This window comes from Acidimicrobiales bacterium (assembly GCA_041394185.1).
Taxonomy (GTDB): domain Bacteria; phylum Actinomycetota; class Acidimicrobiia; order Acidimicrobiales; family Poriferisodalaceae; genus JAAETH01.
The window spans coordinates 387,011-402,064 of the sequence record JAWKIQ010000001.1; the positions used below are offsets into that span (position 1 = coordinate 387,011).

Here is a 15,054-nt window from a genome sequence, read left to right on the forward strand (position 1 = left end):
GGAGAACCCCATGACCACCCTGATCCTGCTGATGCTGGTGATTCCGCCCGCCGCCGGCGCCGTCGTTGCGCTCGTTCGTCGCGGATCCGACAGGGCGGCTCGGGCGGTGATCGCCGGCGCAGTGGTGTCGACAGCGGCCGCAGCTGCGGGTGTGGTGGCTGTGGGACGCGAGCCCGGCGGCGAGATCGCAGCCATGGGGTTGAGCCTCGACCGCCCCATGTCGTTGCTGGCGCTGGTCGTGGCCGCCACAGCGTCGGTGGTCGCCGGCTTCACCGGCCGCAACCTCGACCCCGAGCCTCGAACGGTGCGGTTCTTCGCTGCCATCGGAGTGTTGGTGTCGGCGTCGTTGCTGGCCCTGACATCGGCCGGCCCGGTAGGTCTGGCAGTTGGATGGGTGTTGTCTGGCTGGGCGCTGGTGGACATGGTCGGCCATCAGCAAGGTTGGGCCCCGGTGGCCAAGGCGCGCCGGCGAATCGTCGTGTCGTTGGCCGTGGGAGATGTTGCCCTGATCTCGGCCGTGCTGATAGCAGCCGCCCATGGAGCCAACGGCGCGTGGTTTGGCGCAGAGATGCGGGCCGAGCTGGCGGGCGCAACGGTCGCAGGCGTGGAGGCGACCCATGTGGTAGCCGTTCTACTGGTCGTCGCCGGCCTGTCGCGTTCGGCGCTGTTCCCATTCCATCGGTGGCTCGAGGGCACCCTGGTGGCCCCCACGCCAGTTTCGGCACTGGTTCACGCGGGCCTGGTGAGCGGTGCGGGCATATTGCTGATTCGTACCCACGAGGTGTTTCTGGCGTCGCAGCCCGCTCTGTACTCGGCCTTTGCCGCCGGTGTGGTCACCATCTTGATCGCCGGCCGGATAGCTGCCGGGCGGCCCGACGCAAAGGGATCGCTGGCCTGGTCGACGGTTGGTCAGATGGCTTTCATGGTCGTGCAGTGCGCGGTGGGAGCCTTCAGCAGCGCAGTTGTGCACATCGCCGGTCACGGCATGTACAAGGCCGCCCAGTTCCTCGGAGCGGGCGACACGGTCTCGGCGACACTTCGGGCCAAACGGTCACCGGTGGCGCGTGACTCGGTTGGGGCCACCGCGCGAGTGGTGACATTGGTGGTGGTTCCGACTGCAGCGGTGGGGCTGGCCGCTTGGTTGGTCACGCCTCAACTCGGCGATGCCGGTCTGCTGGTGGTGGTGCTGTTCGCGTGGCTTTCGGTGATGCAGGCACTTCGCGGGTGGCTCGATCGCAACCCGCTGGCGTCAGCGGCCACGGTCGCCATCGGAACGGTCGCCTCGTTCGCAGCCTCTTTTGCCTACTTCGGCGCACTGAACGCGCTGGAGAGCTTCATGAAGCCGAGCCTGGCAGCCGAAGCCAGTGACGTTGGTGTGTGGGCGGTGCTTGCTGCGCTTGCCATCGCCGCGCCGGCCTCGCTGGTGATGGGTCGCCGGGCCGGGACCCAGGCGGTGGTCAGTCCGGCGCCCGACCCATCGACGGCGATCGATCGGGCCCAGATCCGCTCGGACGTGGCCAAGGCGGCCTCGATCATCTCGCCCATGTGGCCCCTGTCTTCGTTTGTGGCCGTCAACCCCTTGACCGGTGTCGAGGCTCAGGGGTTCGAGAGCGCCACGGCTACGGCACGGCGCTGGTTGCGGGCCCGAACCCACCTGTCGCTTGCCCAATTCAGGCAAGACCACCAGGCGGGCCTCACCACCCTCGACGACCTCGGCTATGCCGTCAACCAGAGGTGTGTCGACGTGTGCGCAGGGCCACCGGTTCTGGTCGACGGCAGTTCGATAGGGCGAGACGAGATCATCACAACAGACCTCCTGCACGGTCCCGACACGCCCAGCGTCGAAGCCGCCCGCACCACCCTGGAACGTGCCGGACTGAGCGAACAGGCCGACAAGGCAGACACCATCGTCGCCGACCACCTGGCGCGCTACATGACCATGCCGACCGATTGCGCCGACTTCGTTTCGTACTTCGCGACGGCGGCTCGGGCCGACGCCAGGCTGCACCGGTTGGCAGGTGCACCCGGGCGGTCGTGGTTGACCGCCACCCTCGACCAGGGCAACGACCCAGCAATGCTCTTGGCCGCGGCCTTCGCAGCGATGCACATCGGTCCTGAGGCCAGGGTCGACGAGATGCGGGGTCTGTTGGCCCGGCTGAACGGGTGGGCCGGCCTGTCCAAGTGGCGCAACGACTGGGCCGCCCCAGACGAAGAACGGCCTCGCCTGGCACCCATCGACGTCGTCGCCGCCCTGGCACTGACCGAGGCAGCGGTTGCAACGGGCATGTCGGTCGACTTCGACACCCAAGCCGAGCACGATCTGGACGAAGACGCACTGCTCGACGCCAGGGTTGCGGCGGTGGCTGCGATCCTCGCCCCGTCGCGGCAGGACGCCAGCAGCCTTGAGGCGATCAGGGAAGTGCTGTCGGGGGTTTCGACCCACGAACGCCATCACATCTGGCTGATGGCCCAAGAACATCACTTCGACCGGCACCTGATCGCAAAGATCGACCGCATCGATCCCGGGCCTGGCACGACCAGGCCGGCGGCTCAGGCGGTGTTCTGCATCGATGTTCGTTCTGAGGGGCTCCGGCGCCACATCGAAGAACTGGGTTCGGCTGCGGGCACGCCGATCGAAACCATCGGGTTCGCCGGATTCTTCGGCGTGCCGCTGAAGGTGCGCAAGCTGGGCTGGGACCACGCCGAGGCCCGCTGCCCGGTGTTGGTCGCCCCGACCGTGGGTTTCTCGGAGCATCCTCACGTCGAATCGGTGGATGCCGCCGCGGGCAGGCTCGGCGCCGCCAGGGCCCGTGATGCCGTGCGTGCCGCACACTCCAAAGCCAAGAAGGGTCAGGGATCGGCGTTTGCAATGGCCGAGGCCGCCGGGTGGCTGGTGGGCCCGATGGCGGCCGCCAAGACGTTCGTTCCGCGCAAGGCCCAAGCCCCCAGCCCGCGGGCTTCCCGGGTGATTCCCGACGACGGCGTGCTGGTCGACCAGAAGATCTTCGCCGCCGAGTCGGTGTTGCGCACGATGGGCCTCATAGAAGGTTTCGCGCCGCTGGTTCTGTTGTGCGGACACGGCAGCGCAACGGTCAACAACCCTCATGCCACGGCGTTGGACTGCGGAGCTTGTGCCGGAGCCTCGGGCGATGACAACGCTCTCGCAGTCGCCGGGCTGCTGAACGACGCAGACGTCAGGCTGGCCCTGCACGACCGCGGAATCTCGATTCCCGATGACACGTGGTTCGTGGCCGGCCTGCACGACACCGCCAGCGACCACGTCTCGATCCTGGACAAGGCCTCGGCCCCGCACACACATCTGGGTCAGATCGACCAACTCCAGGCGCTGCTGGATCGGGCCGGCAGGGCCAACGCGGCCGACCGGGCGCAGCATCTCGTCGGCCCGCAACACAAGGTCCGCGACCGGGGCGCCGACTGGGCGCAGGTGAGGCCCGAGTGGGGTCTGGCGCGGGCCGCCGCATTCATCATCGGCCCGCGGTCGTTGACCGCGGGAGTCGACCTGGAAGGTCGAGCGTTTCTGCACAGCTACGACCAGGCCAACGATCCGACGGGCCGGGTGCTCGAGACCATCATGACCGCCCCGCTTGTCGTAGGGCACTGGATCGGGTCGCAGTATTACTTCTCGACCGTCGACCCCGAACGCTTCGGAGCCGGCGACAAGTTGGTGCACAACCCGATCGGCTCCCTCGGGGTGGTGTCGGGCCCAGGCGGCGACCTGCGGGTGGGTCTGCCGCTGCAGAGCACACACGTGGCCGGCGCCAGGCACCATCAGCCGCTGCGTCTGCTGGCGGTGATCCAGGCCGACCTCGAGCTGATCGAACAGATCATTGCCAAGAACAAGGTGCTTCAGACCCTGATAGGGGGCTCGTGGCTGCGCATCGCAGCCCGGTCACACCCTCACGAACCATGGTCGCTGCGCACCGCCGCCGGCACCTGGCTGTCTTCACCCAGCTCGATCTCGGCTGGCACACTGCGGCCGGGAATCGAACTCGAACCGATCGTTCACACACGGAGCTGACCCATGCAGGCAAACGATTCTAACAAGTGGCCAGGCCTCACTCCCATGGCCAAGGTCGAGGTGGTGGTAGACGGCGAGTTCGTGCCCAACGTGCGTGATCTTCTGGTGTCGGCGGGTGCTACCGGCTACACCGCCCTGCACGGGGTGTCGGGCTATGGGCATCACGGTGAACACGAGGGCCGCTTGCTGTTCAACGACCGCAACAGCTTGGCGCTGCTGATCTGTGTGCTGCCTCCCGAACAGGTCGAGGCGGTGGTGGCCGGAATCCGGCGCCTGCTCGACGACCAGCACGGAGTGGTGTTCGTCAGCGAGACCCACGTCAGCCGGGCCGACTATTTCAGATAGCCCTTGGCCCGATCCAGGCCCGCCACGGTCTGGTCGACCAGTCGCTGCATCACCTCGCCAACCGACAGGAACTCGCGAACGAACCCGATGCTCTGGCCGGCAGCGCTGTACAGCAGCGGATCGATCTCGAACTCTTCGACTGCGGTCATGACGTCGCCCACAAGGGCATGTTGGTACGGCATCTTCAGCGGCGGGGGAGCGGCCGCCGAGTTCCATTCCTGCGCCCACATCGAGTTGATCTGACGCTGGGGCTTTCCGCTCGAACCCCGTGTAACCGTGGTGTCGCCGCTGCCGGCGGCCAGCAGCTTGGCGCGCAGAGCCTCGCTGACGGCGTGGTCGCCGGTTGCGTGTTCTCGAGTCGCCAGCCATATGGTGCCGGTCCACACGCCCTGTGCTCCCATAGCCAGAGCCGCCGCGATCTGAGAGCCGTGGGCGATTCCGCCGGCTGCGAGCACCGGAAGATCACCGGCCAGCTCGACCACCTCTGGAACCAGCACGAGGGTGCCGATGGTGCCGGTGTGCCCACCTGCCTCTGACCCCTGTGCCACCAAGAAGTCGAGGCCGATGTCCAGATAACGCTCGACGTGACGAGGACTGCCGATGAGGGCGCCGACCATCTTGCCAGCGTCCTTCAATGCCTCTACGGCTTCCTTGGTCAAGCCGACACCGAAGGCCACCATGGCGACATCGCTGTCGAGCAGGGCATCGAGTTGGCCTTCGAAATAGTCGGGCGTGCGAAGTGTCGAGTTGAAGAACGACTTGCGCGTTGCGGGCGGCACCTCGTAGCGCCGCACGATGTCGTCGAGGAATTGCTTGTGTTCCTCCGGCAGCGACGCCTGCACCTGGTCGAGGGTCACGTTCTCGGGCATGCCCGCGGGAATGATCATGTCGACTGCGGTGGGCGCAGTTCCCGATTGGGTCCGCAACGCCTCGAGCTTGGCCGGAAGGTCCGATGGCTCGTCGTGGGCGATGCCGTAAACGCCCAGCCCACCAGCCTGTGTGATCGCCGCCGCGACCTGGGTGTCGTGGGCGAAGCCCAGTATCGGTACGTCGATTCCGAGCCTCTCGGTGAACACGTTGCTGATTCGAGCCATGAACAGAAGCTAACCCCGCGCCTGTCGAGGTGAGAAGCTGGCCCGGTGAACACACGGGGCATGCAGGGGGCGGCGGTCGATTCGCCGAGGGCTTGGCTAGTGGTCTTGGCCACGTTCTTCGGGTCGGCGGTGACGCTGGGCACGGTGTACAGCTTCGGCTCGTTCTTCGACGCGATGGCCGCGGACTTCGGCTCGGGACGCGGCGAAACGGCCGTGGTCTTCGGGATAACGACGTTCACGTTCTTCTGGCTGAGCCTGGCCACGGGCCGCCTGGCCGATCGGGTCGGGCCCAGGCCTGTGATGTTCCTGGGCGCGGTTTCGTTGGTGGCCGGACTGTTGGCTACCAGCCAGGTCGGCTCGTTGACCGTTGGCTACTTCACCTACGGAGCCGGCGCAGGCTTGGCCGGCGCGTGTGCGTACATCCCCATGGTGGCCACGGTTGGTGGCTGGTTCGAACGTCAGCGCGCCGCTGCCGTCGGTGTGTCGGTAGCCGGAATAGGGGTGGGCACGCTGGTGATGAACCCGTTGGTGACGCGTCTGCTCGAGACCTATTCGTGGCGCACGACCTTTCGCATTCTCGCCATCGGTGGCGGGGCGATACTGTTCGCCTGTTCTGCCCTGGTGGCCAGAGCGCCAGGTGCGGCGGGGTCGGCTCCATCACGGTTTGGCGAGGCGGCCCGGTCGACCCTGTTCCGGCGGCTGTGGCTGGCGGCCCTGTTCTCGGGTCTGGCCCTGTTCGTGCCGTTCGTGTTCGTGGTGCCATACGCAAAAGACAACGGCGTGTCGGCATCTTCGGCCGCCTGGCTGGTAGGACTGCTGGGCGGTGCCAGCGTGATATCGCGCATCGGATTCGGCACGTTGACCAGGCGCTTCGGGACCTTTCGTCTATATCGCCTGGGGGTGACGCTGTTCCCGATCGGATATGTGCTGTGGCTGGTGGCCGGGTCGTCTTACCTGATGCTGGTGCTTTTCGTGCTGGTCCTGGGCACGGGTTATGGCTCGTTCGTGGCGGTCAGCCCTCTGGTGCTGGCCGGGCGCTTCGGCGTGGTGGGCCTGGGGTCCTTGATGGGGCTCTTCTACACAACGCAGGGACTCGGGGGTCTGATCGGGCCACCCGTCGCCGGGCGGATGATCGACAGCACCGACTCGTACACGGCCCCGATCGTTCTGGGGTTGGTGCTGGGTGCTGTGTCGGTCGCGATGTTGTTCGCCATCTCGACCGACGCCAACGGCGACCTCGAGCCCGAACCCGCCTGAGCGGTTCAGACCGTCCCGATGCGGTCAACCTCGAATGGTGTGGTCTGGTAGATCTCGTTGATCCAGTTGCCGAACAGCAGATGAGCCGACGACTTCCAGCGGTTCTGCGGGGCGCGGCTGGGATCGTCGCCGGGGAAGTAGTTGACCGGAACGGCTATCGGCTTGCCGGCAGCGATGTCTCGTTCGTACTCGCCGCGAAGAGAGTGGGTGTCGTACTCGAAGTGGTTCAGGTTCACCAGCAGCCGATGGGTCGGGTCTTCGACCAGGCACGGGCCCGACACCTCCGAGTCGACCAGCACGCGCAGTGCGCCAACGCGGTCGATCTCGTCGCGGGGAATCGAAGTCCAGCGGCTGACCGGCACCACGAACTCGTCTGAGATACCCCTGAGATACGGCGAGGTGGGGGCCAGGTTCTCGTGCACGAAGCAGCCGAAGAGTTTGTCGGCCAACTCGACCTTGGGCACCCCGTAGAAGTGGTGCAGCGCGGCCATGCCACCCCAGCACACGGCCATCGTGGAGTGCACGTGGGTGCGGGTCCATTCGAAAACCTGCTCGAGCTCGGCCCAATAGCCAACCTGTTCGAACGGCAGGGTCTCGATCGGAGCACCGGTGATGATCAGCCCGTCGAATCGGTCGGAGGCGACGTCGCTGAACGGCACATAGAACTGCTCGAGGTGACTGGCCGGGGTGTTCTTGGGGCGATGCTCTGACATGCGCACCAGCGACAGCTGGATCTGCAATGGTGTGGCGCCGATCAGACGCGAGAACTGGGTCTCGGTGTCGATCTTGTTGGGCATCAGGTTCAGCAGCGCAATGCGCAACGGCCTGATGTCCTGACGTTCGGCCACCGCTTCGCTCATCACATACACGCCCTCGTGTCGGAGGGTGTCGAACGCGGGCAGGTCTTCTGGAAGTCTTATCGGCACGAACCGGTGAGCCTAGCTACCCTGGCCGCCCGTGACCGCCCTGTTTGCGCTCGCCGGCGCTCTCATAGTCGGCGCATCCGATTTCGGAGGCGGGTTCGCGTCTCGGTCGACGTCGGCCTTTCGCGTCGCCGGCTGGATCCAGGCGTTCAGCGCGTTGTTCATAGCGGTGGCTGTCTGGCTGGTCGACGCACCCGACGTTCGCAACGCCGATCTGCTCGCCGGCGCCGTTGCCGGCGTGTCGGGGACCTTCTCGTTCGTTGCCCTTTACGCCGCCTTCGCTCGCGGCCAGATAAGCAGGCTTGCGCCGGTCACTGCAGTGGTTGGCGCCGTGGTTCCGACGGTGGTCGGCGTGGCGCGAGGCGAATCGCTCACCGCTGTTCGTGCGCTGGGTGTGGTGGTGGCGTTGATGGCGATAGCACTCGTCACCCAGGAACGATCCGACGGTGGCCCGTCGTCCACGCCGGCGTCGGCATTCGCGCTCGCGACGGCTGCTGGCTTGGGCTTCAGCGTGTTCTTCCTGGCCCTGGCCGAGACCCAGCAAGACGCTGGACTGTGGCCGTTGTTGGTGGCGCGTTGTGTCTCCGTCCCGATCGTGGTGGTGTTGGCACTGCGTCTCACCGGCTCTTTGTCTGTCGAGCGAAGACTCCGCCTGATCCTGATCGGCGCCGGGCTGGGCGAGGCGATATCGAACGTGTTCGTGCTGTGGTCGTACCAGCGCGGACCCATAGCGGTGGCCGCGGTGCTGGGCGCCTTCTACCCGATCAGTACCGTGCTGCTGGCCCGGTTGGTGCTGAACGAACGGCTCCTGAACATCCAGTGGGTCGGGGTGGCGTTGGCCCTGGTGGCAGTGCCGTTGATAGCGGCGCCGTGACCCAGGTGCCGAGTTCTGGAGTTGGGTGCGTCAACCGATCGAGTAGACGCGTTTGGCGGTGCCGCTGAACATGGCGGCCCGCTCGTCGGGGCTATAGCCGATGGCCAGTCGCTGCAGGGCGTTCCACACCACCGGATAGGTCAGGCACTGGCGGTCTATCGGGAAGTTCGACTCGAACATCGTGCGATCGGGCCCAAACGCTTCGATGGTGGCCTCGACCCACGGGCGCCAGCGATCGGCGACCTGCTGGGACGTAGGCGGAGCGTCCAGGTCGCTCCAGCCGGTGCCGAACTGGTGGTCCATTCCGAGGCCACCGACCTTCACCACCACGTTGGGGCAAGTCGACGCGGCGATCAGCGACGAGTGCCACATCGACCAAGACTCGGCCGCGTTGTCGGCGTAACGCCCGACGTTCAGCGGCCCGCCGAAGTGGTTGAGCACTATCGACGCCTCGGGCACGGCCCTGGCTAGGGCAACCAGCTCGTGCAACTGGTCGTGGTACATCCACGCATCGAAGCTCAAGCCCCGCCGCGCCAGCTCTCTGACACCGTCGGCGAAGGTCGGATCGAGCATCATGTTCGGCTCGGGCCTCTGGTGGCCACGCCTGGCCGCCGGTTCGGTGCTGAGGTTGGTGCCGTGACGTATGCCGCGAAACAGACCACGTCCTGCTTCGATGTGGGCGTCCAGAACCTCGCCGACCGCGGCTCCGAGCGACATGTCAGCGAACCCGACTATGGCCGAGATGCGGGCCGGTCCCAGCTCGGCCATGAGTTCGGCCTGGGACGCGACTGCGCGGGTCTCTCCCACCGGCTGCAGATGATTGGGCCCCTCGTCGTAGGCGTAGCGGCACTCGATGAACACGGTGTGGGTGACGTTGTGCGACGACGACACGTCGGCGTTCAGTTCTGCCGCCAGGTAGCGGCTGGTCGGCATGTCCCAGAGGTGGTGATGGCTGTCGACGATCTCGATGGCGGGGTCGATGGGGTCTTCTTGGCGCAATGCCAACCAGTCGAAGCGTCCGTAGGTGTCGCCGGGAGTCTTTTCTGTCACTCGCCAATGGTCGCGCGGTGTTTGTGCCGCCACCCAGAACTGGGGCACGCTATTACCCGGAGCGCAGAGCTCCGCTAGTTCAGGGGGTACAAGTGGGTACGTTGCAGGTGACGCCGGTCTCGCCGATTCTCGGTGCCGAAGTTCGCGGGGTGAACCTCGCCGACGGTGTCGATGACGCGACCTTTGCCGAGATTCACCAGGCGTTTCTCGATCACGGGGTCTTGTTCTTCAAGGATCAGCCCGAGCCGATGTCCGAGGCCGTGCAGATGGCTTTCGGCAAGCGCTTCGGGCCGCTGCACATCCATCCGGCAGCACCCGGATCGGGCGACGACAACGCCATCTTCGTGATCCACGCGCATCGCGACAGCAAGGTCGCCAACGGCAACGGCTGGCACAGCGACGTGTCGTGCGACGACGAGCCGCCGATGGCCACCATGCTTCAGCTGCGCTTGCTGCCCGAGGGCGGCGGCGGCGACACCATGTTCGCCAGCATGGAGGCCGCCTATGCGGTGTTGCCCGAGGCCGATCGGCAGTTCCTGAAGGGCCTCAGCGCAAGGCACACCTCAGAGCACATTTTCAGGGGCCGCTACTCCGACCGTGGCGTCGACGACAGCGACCGGGCCGAGTACCCACAGACCGTGCACCCTGTGGTGCGTACCCACCCCGAGACCGGCAGGCCCAGCATCTATGTGAATCGGGCGTTCACCACCAGCATCGTGGGGATGGAGGACGAACAGGGCCACGCATTCTTGAAGCGCCTGCTGCGCCACATCGAGCGGCCCGAGTTCCAGATCCGCTTCCGCTGGGAGCAGTACGACGTGGCGCTGTGGGACAACCGCTGCCTTCAGCACTACGCCTTGTGGGACTACTGGCCCAGCGAGCGCATGGGGCACCGTGTCACGGTGTTGGGCGATCGTCCCAGCTTCGATCCTTCAGCGCCCGATGCGGGCGAATCGTCGATCCGCATCAAGCTCGAATCGTTGGTGCCGGCGGTCGCCGCCGCGGGCTAGCCGCCGAGGCGCCCGTCAGTGCGACAGTTCGCGTTCGGGTGAGCCCAGGCCGGGGAATCCGGCGTAGGCGGGCAGTGCTGGCTGCCCGCCCAGGTGGGCGTACAGCACCCGCGACCCTGCGGGAATCTCGCCAGAGCGAACCATGCCTATCAACCCGGCCATCGACTTGCCCTCGTAGACGGGGTCGGTCAGAACGCCCTCGGTGCGCGCCACCAGTTGGATGGCCTCCACCGTCTGGCGGTCGGGAACTCCATATGCGGGGCCTTCGTAGCCGGCGATCACCGTGACCTCGTCGTCGCGCAGCGGCCTGTCGACACCGATCATCTCCGCTGTGTTGCGAGCTATGCGCGCGACCTGATCGATCGTCTGGTCGAGCGTGCCAGACGCGTCGATGCCGATGACCTTTCGGTCGTTGCGGTCTTCCAGGGCAAACCCGGCGACCATTCCCGCGTGGGTCGACCCCGTGACCGTGCAGACGATGACGGTGTCGAAGAAGAGGTCGAGCTCTGCCTCTTGCGCCGCCACCTCGCGGGCCCAGTTGGCGAAGCCCAGGCCTCCCAGCGGATGATCCGAGGCGCCGGCCGGTATCGCATAGGGCTTCCCGCCGGACTCCTCGACCGATTCGAGGGCCCGCTTCCACGAATCGCGGTAGCCGATGTCGAACCCGGCGGGGTCGATGCGCGGGTCGCCGCCCATGATGCGGGTGAGTTGGATGTTGCCGACCTTGTCGTAGGCCATGTCGTTGTAATCGACCCAACCCTCCTGGACGGTCACCGCCTTGAGACCCAGCTTGCACGCCACTCCGGTGACCTGCCTGGTGTGGTTCGACTGGATGCCGCCGATCGACACCAGGGTGTCGCAACCCGTGTCCAGCGCCTCGGCCGCCAGGTATTCGAGCTTGCGGACCTTGTTGCCCCCGAACGCGATGCCCGAGTTGCAGTCTTCGCGCTTGGCCCAGATCTCGACCTTGCCACCCAGGGCTTGCGACAGGCGCGGCATCGGGTGCACGGGCGACGGGCCGAACAGCAGCGGTTCGCGGCGAAAGTCGTCGAGGCTCATCTGGGGTCTCCTTACCACACGTTCAAAAGTCAGATAATCGTATACTCTGCGACGTATGGCGACGGCCGACAGGGTTCAAGCCCAGATCATGGACAAGATGCTTCGGGGCGAGTTCGCCCCGGGCAGCTGGCTACGCCAAGACGAGTTGGCCGCCCGCTTCGGGGTCAGCAAGATTCCCGTACGAGAGGCGCTGCAGCGCCTGGTGGCCATCGGATTGCTGTACCTCGAGCCCAACCGCGGTGTCGTCGTGCCCCACCTCACGGCGGCCGAGGCAAACGAAACCTTCGAGTTGCGGCGAAGCATCGAACCGCTGTTGCTGGAGCGGTCTATCGAGCAGCTCACCATCATCGATCTGGCCGAAGCCGAGATGGCGTTGGGCGAAGTCGGGGGCTCGGTACCCGCCAGCAACTGGGTCTTCCACCGGGCCCTCTATCGATCCAGCGGTTGGGAGCGCGGCCTGGCCATAGTTCACATACTGCAGGTGGCGGTCGCCCCCTATGTGGCGCTGTACACCGAGGGCCTCGGCGGGGCCCAACAATCAGATGCCGAGCACCGCGCTCTGCTGGAGCTCTGCAGGTCCAAAGACCTGCCCGGTGCCATGATGGTCCTGATGGACCATTTGCAACATGCTCAGACGGTGCTGGCCGACTTTCTGGACGGCGGCCTAGGCGATGGCTAGCTGGGCATCGTTCGAAGAGGCCGAACCCGAGTTCGCAGCCAAGGTGAAGGCCGCGTTCGAGTCGGGCCGGCACAAGATCCTGGCGACCTTGCGGGCCGATGGGTCGCCGCGGATCTCAGGCATCGAATGCGAGTTCGTCGACGGTGTGCTGCGGTTCGGCTCTATGCCCGGGTCGCGCAAGGGCGCCGACTTGCGGCGCGACCCTCGCTTCGCCCTGCACGGTCCGCCGTCACACCCAGAACAGGGCCTAGAGAACGAATGGATCGGCGAGGCCAAGGTCTCGGGTCTGGCGCGGCCTGGCGGCGACATCACCACCGACGAGGCGCCCGGCGAGGTCATGGGCGAATGGTTCCACGCCGACATCGAGCAGGTGGTGTTCACCGGGCTCAACGCGGACGCAACGATGCTGTCGATTCAGACCTGGACGCCGCAAGGCGGCTTGAACACCATCGAGCGAGCCTGACCGTCGCCTAGCGGTCGCGAAAGCCCTTGCCCTCGAGGATCTTGGGTACGTACTTGTCGATGCGGGCCGTGCGGGTCTTGGCCTGCTTGGCCCCGGCAAAGTAGAGGTTGTATTCGCGACGGCGCCCTGGCGTCAGACTGTCGAACGCTTCGGCCAGCTCGGGGTCGCCTGCCAGGCGCTCGACGAGTTCGTCAACCAACTCGGGGTCGGGTGCTGGCGCGACCTCGATGCCTGCATCCTCGACCTCGAGGGCCAGGCCAACGAAGCGACGCACTGCATCGGCGGCACTCTCGACCTCGGCAACCGACCTGAAGCACAGCCTCTTGGCCGAGCGCGAGTTGGGCCCCTGTTCTTCCAGCAGCGATTGTGGGTCGTCCAACAGTGCACCCTTGAAGAACATCAGGGCCAGGAAGTCCTTCATCTCCTGCATGATGGCGATGTTCGAACCGCCGCTCGAATAGCAGGGCTTGTTCCATTTGATCGCCTCGTCGAGCCCGGCGCCGAGCAGTATCGGCCGAAGCGCCGACATCTCGTCTGGCCACTTCTGCGAGTTGTCTATGTAGGAATCGACTGAGGGATCCATTGGGCTCCTGTGCCGGTTGAGCGTCGTGCCGTTCAGACCCGGTTTGGTACGGTCGGATGGTCGAACTGGCTTTCGCCAATACGTTGCCATCGGTGTCGAGCAGCTGACCCTCGGTGAACACGGTCTGCTTGCCCGCACGCTCGATCCAGCCCTCTGCGATGACGGTTCCTGGCACGGCCGGCCTGAAGAAGCTGACCTTCACCTCGAGGGTCGCTATCCAAAAGGCCGTCGTGTAGCGGGCGATGCACGCGTGCGCCATCGCCGAGTCGATCCAGCCGGTGACGAAGCCACCCTGCGCAACACCGCCCGAGTGGCACATCTCGGGCTTGCACTCGAACTCCAGAACCGACCGGCCGCTTTCGCCGTCGGATTCGACGACCCGCCCGTCGCCCAAGGTCGCAAGGACCTCGCTGCCGGCCGCTGGTTCTTGTGTGGTGTCAGTCATCGGTCGAGCATGTTAGGCGAGCGGTGTCCCATTGCCATCGTGTGTAGGCGCAGCCCGAACGACGCCGCCGCGGACGTGGTGGCTACTGGTCGTGTCAGCGCCGACACACAACGTGGTGTTTCTTTATCAATAGTGACTGTCCCACCCTTCAGTAGGCTTTCGATCACAGATCGAAAGCCTGTTCGTCCGTTGGGGTGAGGCGAGAACAAAGAGGGGAACATTCATGGTGGAACCAGCGATCTACACGACCACACAGCTCGACGTTTGTCGTCGGGAAGCCGACGTGCTGATCGAAACCGGCCGCCGTATCACCCAGGCCCACTATCGGCTTGTTGTCGGGTGCGCGGAGTTTGCTGATGGTCCGGTGTGGATCGCAGACGGGCAACCATCGGCCGCGCACTGGTTGGCGCCACGCCTCGACGCTTGTGCGTCCACGGTTCGTGACTGGATACGCGTGGGCCGCGCTCTGAGGACCCTTGACGCAACCGCGGTTGCGTTCAAAGGCGGCCAGTTGTCTTATGCGAAGGTGCGAGCCCTCGTGTCTATGGCCACACCGGCCAACGAAACCGAACTAGTGGCTATCGCACGCACCACACCAGCAGCAGACATCGCCAAAGCATTCGCCCGCTGGTCACAACAACACGAACCCCACGCGATCATCGACAACCGCCACCGCCGCACCCGCGGTCTGCGGAGCCGCACCGAACCAGACGGCACCGTCTCGACCAGCCTGCGACTCCCACCCCTACAAGCCGGCGTGCTCGAACGCGCCGTCGAGGCACAGGTGATGCGACGCAAACTCGAACGCGAACCCGACGGGACGTGGCCGTCGTTGGCTCAACAGCGAGCAGACGCCCTCACCGAACTAGTCACATTGAACGCAAGCACCGGTTCGAGGTCCTCATACATGTGGACCACACCGGCTGTCGGTTCCCCAACGGAACACCACTCACCAACTCGACCGTCGCAGGCGTTCTCGACCAGGCAGCTGTTCGTCTCATCGTCCACGACACCAACAGCAAACCGGTCAACGCGTCAGACGCCAGACGGCGACCAACCATCCGCCAGAAACGCACCACCCAAACCGAACAACCCGCATGCACCCAATGCGGAACCACCGACCTACCAAACCTCCACCACACAACCCCACACGCACAAACCGGCCACACCCGAACCGACCAACTCCAAACCCTCTGCACACCCTGCCACCGCAAACACCATCGAGACGGGTGA

General features: G+C 65.7%; 13 protein-coding genes. 8 read left to right on the top strand and 5 right to left on the bottom strand.

The annotated features are described in order from the left end of the window. Positions 1-10 precede the first annotated feature (10 nt). Positions 11-4,039 carry a putative inorganic carbon transporter subunit DabA gene (locus tag R2770_01870; GenBank protein MEZ5279192.1) on the top strand — a complete coding sequence of 1,343 codons (4,029 nt, stop codon included), beginning with the start codon at positions 11-13 and terminating at the stop codon, positions 4,037-4,039. Positions 4,040-4,042: 3 nt separating this feature from the next. Then, on the top strand, positions 4,043-4,384 hold the full coding sequence (locus tag R2770_01875; protein MEZ5279193.1) for a DUF190 domain-containing protein: 342 nt from the start codon (positions 4,043-4,045) through the stop codon (positions 4,382-4,384). Here the strand turns inward: R2770_01875 and R2770_01880 are convergent. After that, positions 4,372-5,478: a nitronate monooxygenase gene (locus R2770_01880; GenBank protein MEZ5279194.1), complete on the bottom strand. Its 1,107-nt coding sequence runs from the start codon at positions 5,476-5,478 to the stop codon at positions 4,372-4,374. The two genes, R2770_01875 and R2770_01880, sit on opposite strands and share 13 nt — an antisense overlap. A gap of 45 nt (positions 5,479-5,523) precedes the next feature. Between R2770_01880 and R2770_01885 the strand changes: the two genes are divergently transcribed. Then, complete coding sequence (locus R2770_01885) at positions 5,524-6,735, top strand: MFS transporter (GenBank protein MEZ5279195.1); 1,212 nt, start codon at positions 5,524-5,526, stop codon at positions 6,733-6,735. Positions 6,736-6,740: 5 nt separating this feature from the next. On the opposite strand, the gene metA is transcribed toward R2770_01885, so the two are convergent. Next, positions 6,741-7,661 carry a homoserine O-succinyltransferase gene (gene metA, locus R2770_01890; GenBank protein ID MEZ5279196.1) on the bottom strand — a complete coding sequence of 307 codons (921 nt, stop codon included), beginning with the start codon at positions 7,659-7,661 and terminating at the stop codon, positions 6,741-6,743. A gap of 31 nt (positions 7,662-7,692) precedes the next feature. On the opposite strand from metA, the gene R2770_01895 reads away from it, so the two are divergent. Beyond that, positions 7,693-8,532: a DMT family transporter gene (locus R2770_01895; GenBank protein MEZ5279197.1), complete on the top strand. Its 840-nt coding sequence runs from the start codon at positions 7,693-7,695 to the stop codon at positions 8,530-8,532. Between the two features lie 30 nt (positions 8,533-8,562). Here R2770_01895 and R2770_01900 read toward each other — a convergent pair whose 3' ends face one another. Beyond that, complete coding sequence (locus tag R2770_01900; GenBank protein MEZ5279198.1) at positions 8,563-9,582, bottom strand: amidohydrolase family protein; 1,020 nt, start codon at positions 9,580-9,582, stop codon at positions 8,563-8,565. A 92-nt stretch (positions 9,583-9,674) separates the two neighbouring features. Here R2770_01900 and R2770_01905 point away from each other — a divergent pair, with 92 nt between their 5' ends. Further along, positions 9,675-10,592, top strand: a complete 918-nt coding sequence (locus R2770_01905; protein MEZ5279199.1) for a TauD/TfdA family dioxygenase — start codon at positions 9,675-9,677, stop codon at positions 10,590-10,592. Positions 10,593-10,607: 15 nt separating this feature from the next. Here R2770_01905 and R2770_01910 read toward each other — a convergent pair whose 3' ends face one another. After that, positions 10,608-11,651 (bottom strand): 1-aminocyclopropane-1-carboxylate deaminase, encoded by a 1,044-nt coding sequence (locus tag R2770_01910; protein MEZ5279200.1) that lies wholly within the window; start codon positions 11,649-11,651, stop codon positions 10,608-10,610. Between the two features lie 55 nt (positions 11,652-11,706). Between R2770_01910 and R2770_01915 the strand changes: the two genes are divergently transcribed. Then, on the top strand, positions 11,707-12,330 hold the full coding sequence (locus R2770_01915; GenBank protein MEZ5279201.1) for a GntR family transcriptional regulator: 624 nt from the start codon (positions 11,707-11,709) through the stop codon (positions 12,328-12,330). Then, positions 12,323-12,793, top strand: a complete 471-nt coding sequence (locus R2770_01920) for a pyridoxamine 5'-phosphate oxidase family protein (GenBank protein MEZ5279202.1) — start codon at positions 12,323-12,325, stop codon at positions 12,791-12,793. The genes R2770_01915 and R2770_01920 overlap by 8 nt, the downstream gene beginning before the upstream one ends. Before the next feature lie 7 nt (positions 12,794-12,800). Here R2770_01920 and R2770_01925 read toward each other — a convergent pair whose 3' ends face one another. Continuing rightward, entirely contained in the window at positions 12,801-13,376 is a 576-nt protein-coding gene (locus R2770_01925; GenBank protein ID MEZ5279203.1) for a YdeI/OmpD-associated family protein, read from the bottom strand. A 1,354-nt stretch (positions 13,377-14,730) separates the two neighbouring features. Between R2770_01925 and R2770_01930 the strand changes: the two genes are divergently transcribed. Further along, complete coding sequence (locus tag R2770_01930) at positions 14,731-15,054, top strand: HNH endonuclease (GenBank protein MEZ5279204.1); 324 nt, start codon at positions 14,731-14,733, stop codon at positions 15,052-15,054.